Origin of the sequence: Candidatus Laterigemmans baculatus, assembly GCF_010367455.1 — a bacterium.
Taxonomy (GTDB): Bacteria; Planctomycetota; Planctomycetia; order Pirellulales; family Pirellulaceae; genus Laterigemmans; species Laterigemmans baculatus.
On sequence record NZ_WRPR01000137.1, the window covers coordinates 40,308 to 47,261 of the forward strand.

The 6,954-nt window shown below is 62.2% G+C and carries 4 protein-coding genes; 2 read left to right on the forward strand and 2 right to left on the reverse strand.

Annotation, left to right across the window (positions count from 1 at the left end; translation table 11 throughout):
- Positions 1-55: 55 nt before the first annotated feature.
- Both dnaE and GNK13_RS20095 read right to left on the reverse strand, forming a co-directional pair.
- A complete protein-coding gene (dnaE, locus tag GNK13_RS20090; RefSeq protein ID WP_235935355.1) occupies positions 56-3,652 on the reverse strand; it encodes a DNA polymerase III subunit alpha in 3,597 nt (1,198 codons plus the stop codon).
- 192 nt (positions 3,653-3,844) lie between these two features.
- A complete protein-coding gene (locus GNK13_RS20095) occupies positions 3,845-4,525 on the reverse strand; it encodes an FHA domain-containing protein (protein ID WP_164104342.1) in 681 nt (226 codons plus the stop codon).
- A 299-nt stretch (positions 4,526-4,824) separates the two neighbouring features.
- Here GNK13_RS20095 and GNK13_RS20100 point away from each other — a divergent pair, with 299 nt between their 5' ends.
- Both GNK13_RS20100 and GNK13_RS20105 read left to right on the forward strand, forming a co-directional pair.
- Positions 4,825-5,382, forward strand: coding sequence for a TlpA family protein disulfide reductase (locus tag GNK13_RS20100; protein WP_164104343.1), 558 nt, complete (start codon positions 4,825-4,827; stop codon positions 5,380-5,382).
- A gap of 523 nt (positions 5,383-5,905) precedes the next feature.
- Positions 5,906-6,793, forward strand: a complete 888-nt coding sequence (locus GNK13_RS20105) for a TlpA family protein disulfide reductase (protein ID WP_164104344.1) — start codon at positions 5,906-5,908, stop codon at positions 6,791-6,793.
- Positions 6,794-6,954 lie beyond the last annotated feature (161 nt).

Here is a 6,954-nt window from a genome sequence, read left to right on the forward strand (position 1 = left end):
GTTCCTCACACGCCCCTCCCCCCGGAGGATGTCGCCCCACGCTGGCGGACAGAACTTAGCCCCGCCGTCGCTTGTCGCCGCCGCCGCTGTTGACCTTGGGCTTATTCATCATCAGGCGGTAGCTCCCGCTGCCGAGCAGATCCTCCAGCCGCTGCCGGAGCTCGGGATTGACCTCCACGCGATAACGACCGCTGCGGAGATGCACCAGGGCCCCGTCTCGAAGCTTCAGCGAGAACATCAGCTCCTGCTGGCCGGGGTATCCGCGAATGATCTCGCGAACCTGCGCCAATAGCCCCGACTCTTGCTGGGCTTCCTCGATCTGCAAACGGATCCCGCGGGTATAGCGGCTGTCGAGCTCGGCCAGCGGGATCAGCTCGTTGATGATCAGGTTGACCTCGTCACCTCCGCCCCGTTTGTCGACCACCGCCCGCGCCAGGAGGACCGCGTCGGGCTGCACCGCTTCTCCCATTTCCGCGTAGCCGTTGGGCCACAGAATGCAGCGAACGGCCCCCTCCATATCTTCGAGATCGAAGTTCGCATACTTCGAGGGCGCGCCGGGCTTGCTGTTCTTGGTGTGGGCCAGTTTGATCGAGCCGATCATCCCGCCGACGATGACTTCCGCACGATCCTTGACCGAACCGAGTTGGTCGGTCGTGTGCGTTCGAAAGGCGGCGAGCTTCGGTTCGTACTCCGCCAGCGGATGGCTGGCCAAATAGAAGCCCAGCACTTCCTTCTCGGCCAACAGCTTTTCTTTCTCGGGATATTCGGGAATATCGGGCAGGGCGATCGATGGTGTCTCCTGCGCTTTCTCCTCCTCCTCGAAACCTCCAAAGAGACTCGCCTGCCCGCTTCGCCGGTCGGCCAGGGCAGCTGCACCGCTCTGCATCGCCCGCTCGACCATCGCAGCCAACTGGCTCCGCCGCGCTCCGAAGCCGTCCATCGCCCCTGCTTTGATCAGCGTCTCGATCGACGACCGGTTACAGGCCTGGGGGTCGACCCGTTCACAGAAATCGAACAGATCCTTGAACGGTCCCCCTTTCGCCCGCTCGGCGGCGATCGCTTCGGCAGCCGAACCGCCGCAGCCTTTGATTGCCGAGAGCGCGAAAATGATCTTGCCGTCGTTGACCGCGAAATCCGAATCGCTGTGGTTGACGTCGGGATTGACCACTTCGATTCCCATTCGAGCACAATCCTCCATGTGCTCGACGAGGGCGTCTTTGCGTTTAAAGTTCCGCGAAGATATATCACTTGAAAGCAGCGCGGCCATGAACTCGACCGGATAGTGGGCCTTCAGATAGGCCGTCTGATAAGCGATCAACGCATAGGCAGTACTATGCGATTTATTGAAACCGTAGCCGGCGAACTTCTCGATCAGATTCCAAATTTCTTCCGCTTCAACCTGCTTCAGTCCGTTTTCAACCGAACCCTTGAGGAACTGCTCACGGTTCTGGTTGATCAAGGCCACCTTTTTCTTACTGATCGCCTTAATACAGGTATAGGCGTTTGCCAGGGGAATGCCCCCTAGGCGGTTGAGGATCCGCATCACCTGTTCTTGGTAGACCATGATCGAGTTGGTCTCGGCAAGAACTTCTTCCAGCACCGGGTGCTTGTACTCGGGCTGTTGCCGCCCGTGCTTGATGTTGACGTAATCGTCAACCATACCCCCTTCGAGCGGCCCTGGGCGGTAGAGCGCGGCGGTCGCGATGATGTCGCTGAACTGGTCAGGTTTCATCCGCTGCAGCAAATCGCGGATCCCTCCCGATTCCAGCTGAAAGACCCCTTTGGTCTCTCCACGCTGCAACAGCGCATAGCTCGGCTTGTCGTCGAGCGGGAACTTCAGCGGGTCGATCTTCTCGCCCGTGGTCTGCTCGATTAATCCGACCGCTTTGCTGAGGATCGTGAGGTTGCGAAGCCCCAGAAAGTCCATCTTCAGCAAGCCGGCCGCTTCGACGTCGGCCATCGCCCACTGGGTGATCACGTCCTGCTTGCCAGGCACTCGGCCGAGCGGCACGTACTCGGTGAGCGGTTTGTCGGCGATCACGACCGCCGCGGCGTGGGTGCCGATGTTCCGGGCCAATCCTTCGATCCGCTGTGCCAGGTCAATCAGTTCGCGGATCTCGGGGTCATTGTCATACGTGACCCGCAGATCGTCGCTCTTCTCGAGCGCCTTGGCGATCGTAATCTTCAGCTCGTCGGGGACCATCTCCGTGATCTGGTTGACCCGCGCCAACGGTATGCCCAGCGCTCGCCCCACGTCCTTGATCGCAGCCCGGGCGGCCAACGTCCCGAACGTCCCGATCTGGCAAACGTTATCATGCCCGTATGTTTCTTTAACGTACTGAATCACCTCGCCGCGGCGATCCTTGTCAAAGTCGATATCGATATCCGGCGGCTCCAACCGGCTCTCGTCGAGAAAACGCTCAAACAGCAAGTCGTACTGGAGCGGGCAAACGTGGGATAGGTAGAGCGCATAACAGACCAGAGCCCCCACGCCGCTGCCACGAGCGGTCGCCCAGATCCCTTTGCTCCGCGCGTGTTCGACAAAGTCCCAAACGATCAAGAAGTAGGTGGGAAATCCAAGCTTCTCGATCACCCCCATCTCACGATCGAGGCGAGCGATGACTTCCTCGGACAACTCCCCGTCCTTGATCCGGTCTTCCCGACCCTCATACCGCTCTTTCAAGCCCTTGATGCAGAGTTCGCGGAGATACTCTGCCGGGGTCAGCTGCCGCGGACATTCGAATTTTGGAAAGTAGTGCTTGCCGAGTTCGAGATCGATGTCGACCTTGTTGGCGATCTCTTGGCTGCGAGCGACCGCATCCTCGAGCCCAGGAAATTTCTCATACATCTGCTCCGGGCTGCGGAGGAAATATTGATTTCCATCCATCCGCATCCGCGAACTATCGGTGCGAAACCTCCCGGTGTTGATGCACAGCATCACATCCTGTGCTTCGGCATCTTCGGGATCGACATAGTGCGTGTCGCTGGTCGCCACCAGCGGCAAGCCCATTTTGCGAGCGATGTCGGCCGCCCCTTCCAACTGCATCCGCTGGATATCGACGCCATTGTTCATGACTTCGATGAAGTAGCGATCGCCGAACAAATCGTGGAACCAACCGGCAACCTCGCGGGCCTCCCGCTCGGCTTCGGCGGTGTCGGTGCCGCGGAGCACGGCGCGGCTGAACTCGCTGCTCACGCAGCCCGACAAGCAGACGATCCCTTCGTGGTGGGCTTCGAGCAGCTCTTTGTCGATCCGGGGCTTGAAGTAGAACCCCTCGAGCATCGCCGCCGAGGCCATCTTCACGAGGTTCTTAAAGCCGGTGCGGTTTTGGGCGAGCAGCGTCAGGTGGTAGCTGGCATCCTTGCTCGTCCCAGCCCCTCCCTTCTCAAACCGACTCCCCGGCGCGATGTAGGCCTCGTAGCCGATGATCGGGTTGATGCCCGCTTCCTTTGCCTTGCGGTAAAACTCCAGCGCCCCGTGCAGATTGCCGTGATCGGTCAGAGCCAGCGAGTTCATCCCGTGGTCGACGCAGCGCTTGATCAGCTTGCCGATCGAACCGGCACCATCGAGCAGACTGTAATGGCTATGGCAGTGCAGGTGCACGAACGGACGGGGCGCAGTGGTCGGTTGCGTGGGATTCACGTCAATCACGGCAGTCATCCTGAAAGCTGCGGCGGATCAGAAAACGAAGTATCAATGCGGGACAGCGGGGGAAACCGGCCGCCACGCGCGAGGCTGGATCGTTCATCAGCCGCCACGCGCGAGCGTCCGGTTCTCGCGCGAGCGTTTTGGGAACCGGGGGCTAGCGCCCGACGGCTGACGGGACTCTCGCTGACGGAACTCTCAACCGGTCGGCCACTCGGGATCGGCGACTTGGCGGACGAGCATCGCCAGACGCGCCTGGGCGTCGAGCATCCGCTGCCAAGCGTTGAAGGGCAGGGTGACGCGGTGCGCCGCTTCATTGACTTCGGCGGCGTCGATCAGCGGTTGCAGACGCCCCTGCAGGTACTCGAGGATCTCGCACAACTGGGCCGCTTGCCCCGGAGTCAATTTTTCGGGGATTGCCGGCGGTTCGACCAGCCCCATCAGGCCGACCGTCTGCTCGCCGCTCAGGTGGTTGATCTCGAAGTCGAACGCAGCCAAGCCTTCGCTGGCCGCCGTGACGTCGCGGCCCCGCGTCCGCTCCCCTTCGTCGGGTGGCTGCAACACCGCCATCCGCTCGGCGATTTCCGATTCGCTCCCGATCCGCATCAGACTGCGGCCGACGGTCACGATGTCGCCGAAGCGAAGGATCCGCAGCTGACACTCCTGGCCGTTCACCTTGGTCCCGTTCGTGCTGTCCAAATCGGTCAGCACAAACCGGTCGCTGTCCTGCTGGATTTTCAGATGGCAGCGACTCACCCGCTCGTCGTTCAACTGGATCGTGTTCCCCTCCTCGCGGCCGATCGTCACCGGCGTTTCCAGGTCGCGGTATACCCGGCCGCGGTCCGCGCCCTGCAAAACGGTAATCGTCACGCGTCCCATCGAACGAGGAACCTCCCGGAAGCGACGGCCGAAATGCCGCAGTCGAACCATTTCAATTGCACACGAGCCGCTACAGCCTACCACCTGAGGAGTTCGGTGCCACACCGGGCGGCCATCTCGCTCCCGAGGCCATCCTTTCCTACGCTGGACCGACCTCCACCGATGCCCCCGCCGCCGGACCCGGCCCGCCCTGGCACCGGACTCCGCCCATCCTGGTCATTTTAACCGTACGGTTGTTTCCACCCGCAACCCATTCGGCTCACCCCCGAGCCACTCCCTCCGCTGAGGAACTTCCCGCCATGCGCTCCGCACTCCTCTTCCTTCTGCTCCTCCTCGTGGCCGTCGCCGCCTACCTCGCGTTCGCGCCGAAGCGTGCTGTCCTGCCACCGGCCGGAACCTACGGCCCCTTCGATTTCACGCTCGTCAGCACCGAAGGCGAAACCGTCTCGCTCGACGATTTTGCCGGCCAAGTCGTGATCGTCGACGTCTGGGGCACCTGGTGCACCCCGTGTCGCATGGGCATTCCCCATTTCGTCGAACTGCAAGACGAGTATCGGGAAGAAGGGCTGCGGATCGTCGGCATTAATTACGAAATGGGGACTCCCGACGAAGCGCTGGCAGCGATCGAAAAATTCACCTCGGAAGTTCCGGTGAACTATCCGCTCCTGATCGGCGACGACGCGACCGGAGCTCAAATCCCCGGCTTCGGAACTTTCCCCAACGTCCTGTTCATCGACCGCCAAGGGAAAATCCGCCACACACTGGTCGGACTCCACTCCAAAGAAGAACTCGAAGCGGTCGCCAAACCGCTCCTCGAAGAAGCCTCCCAACCCACCCAGCCTCTCCCCCAAAGTTAGCCCCAGCCAAGCACGACCCGCACTCGTACTCAGCGAAGCGGTACTCGTACTCAGCGAGCACGAGCACGAGCACGAGAAGAAACCCCATCTCAGATCTCAGAATCTCAGGATCTCAGATTTCCTGACACTGACGGAATCTAGGTACGCGAGCGTGAGCCCACGGATGACCGAACGACCGAGAAACGACAAAGGACACGAAGAGCATGAAGGAAAGGCGGGGAGCTGAACCACGGACGATTAGCTTTCGAACTCCGCGTTCTCCGTGCTATCGGCGGTCCCTCCCCTTTTCCGTGCTTTTCCGTATCCTCCCGTGGCCCCCATTCGTGTGATTCGTGTGATTCGTGTGATTCGTGGTTGTTTCCCTGACCAGGTACGCCCACATCGATTCCGTTAGAGTCAGCAGATTTCAGATCCTCGAAACCCGAAAACTGCAGCCCTCCCGGGCTCCTCTTGACGCCGATCTTGCGTCTTCCGTACAGCGGGCCGATTCCTCCGCAATCTCTCGCCCCGCAGAAGCCTGCTGATGACCCGCCGCATCCTCTTCGCGCTCGCCTTGCCCGCGATCCTCCTCGCCGGCTGCGACTCGCTCTCCCGGTTCGCCCGCAGCCGAGGCTCGCTCGGCGACAACCAGCCGGCTCCCGAGACCCTTGCGGCCGAAACGCCAGCGCCCGAAGCCCCAGCCGCCAAAGCCCCAGCCGCCGAAGCATCAGCCGCCAAAGCCCCAGCCGCCAAAGCCGAAGCCGCCGGAGCGACAGCCCGGCTGAGCGACCGCGAGCCGCTGAGCGACCGCGAGCCGCTAAGTGACCGCGAGCCGCCGGCGCCCGCAGCCGCCCCAGCGCCGGACGTGCAACTCGCTGCAGCGTCGAGCGTCAGCGGGGCTGCTCGCCGCGCGTTCGATGCCGTCGTCGCTTCGCTCCCCAATCCGGCTGCCTCGGAAGACGAAAAGCTGGCCCGCCAGATCGCCGCCTTCGAACCCTTTCCTTTTGCGTTCGAGCTGCCGACGCTCGACGGCTCCTCGCTCAGCAGCCGCGAGACCCGCAACCGGTTGATCGTCGTCGACGTGTGGGCGACCTGGTGCGGTCCCTGCCGCAAGGCGATCCCCGATTTCGTGGCCCTTCAAGCAGCGTACGCGTCGCGAGGCGTGCAGGTCGTCGGGATCACCTGCGACTCGGCCGACCCTGCCGAAGCGGCCGAGGTCCGCCGCAAAGCGACCGAGATCGGCAAGCGGCTGCAGGTGAATTACCCGCTGCTCGTCGATGACGGCTCGACGACCGCACAGATCCCCGGCTTCCGCGGCTACCCGACCACGCTCTTCCTCACCCCCGATGGCCAAGTGCTCTACAAAGTCACCGGAATGCAATCCGAAGCCCAACTCGCCGCCATCGTCGACCACCTCCTCCCCACCCCCTAAAGCCCTAAAGCCCTAAAGCCCTAAAGCCCTAAGCCCTAAGCCCTAAAGCCCTCAGTACTCAGCCCTCAGCCCTCAGCCCTCAGTACTGTTCCGTGCTTTTCCGTGTCCTTCCGTGGCCCCCCCGCTCCCCGCTCCCCGCTCCCCGCTCCCCGCTCCCCGCT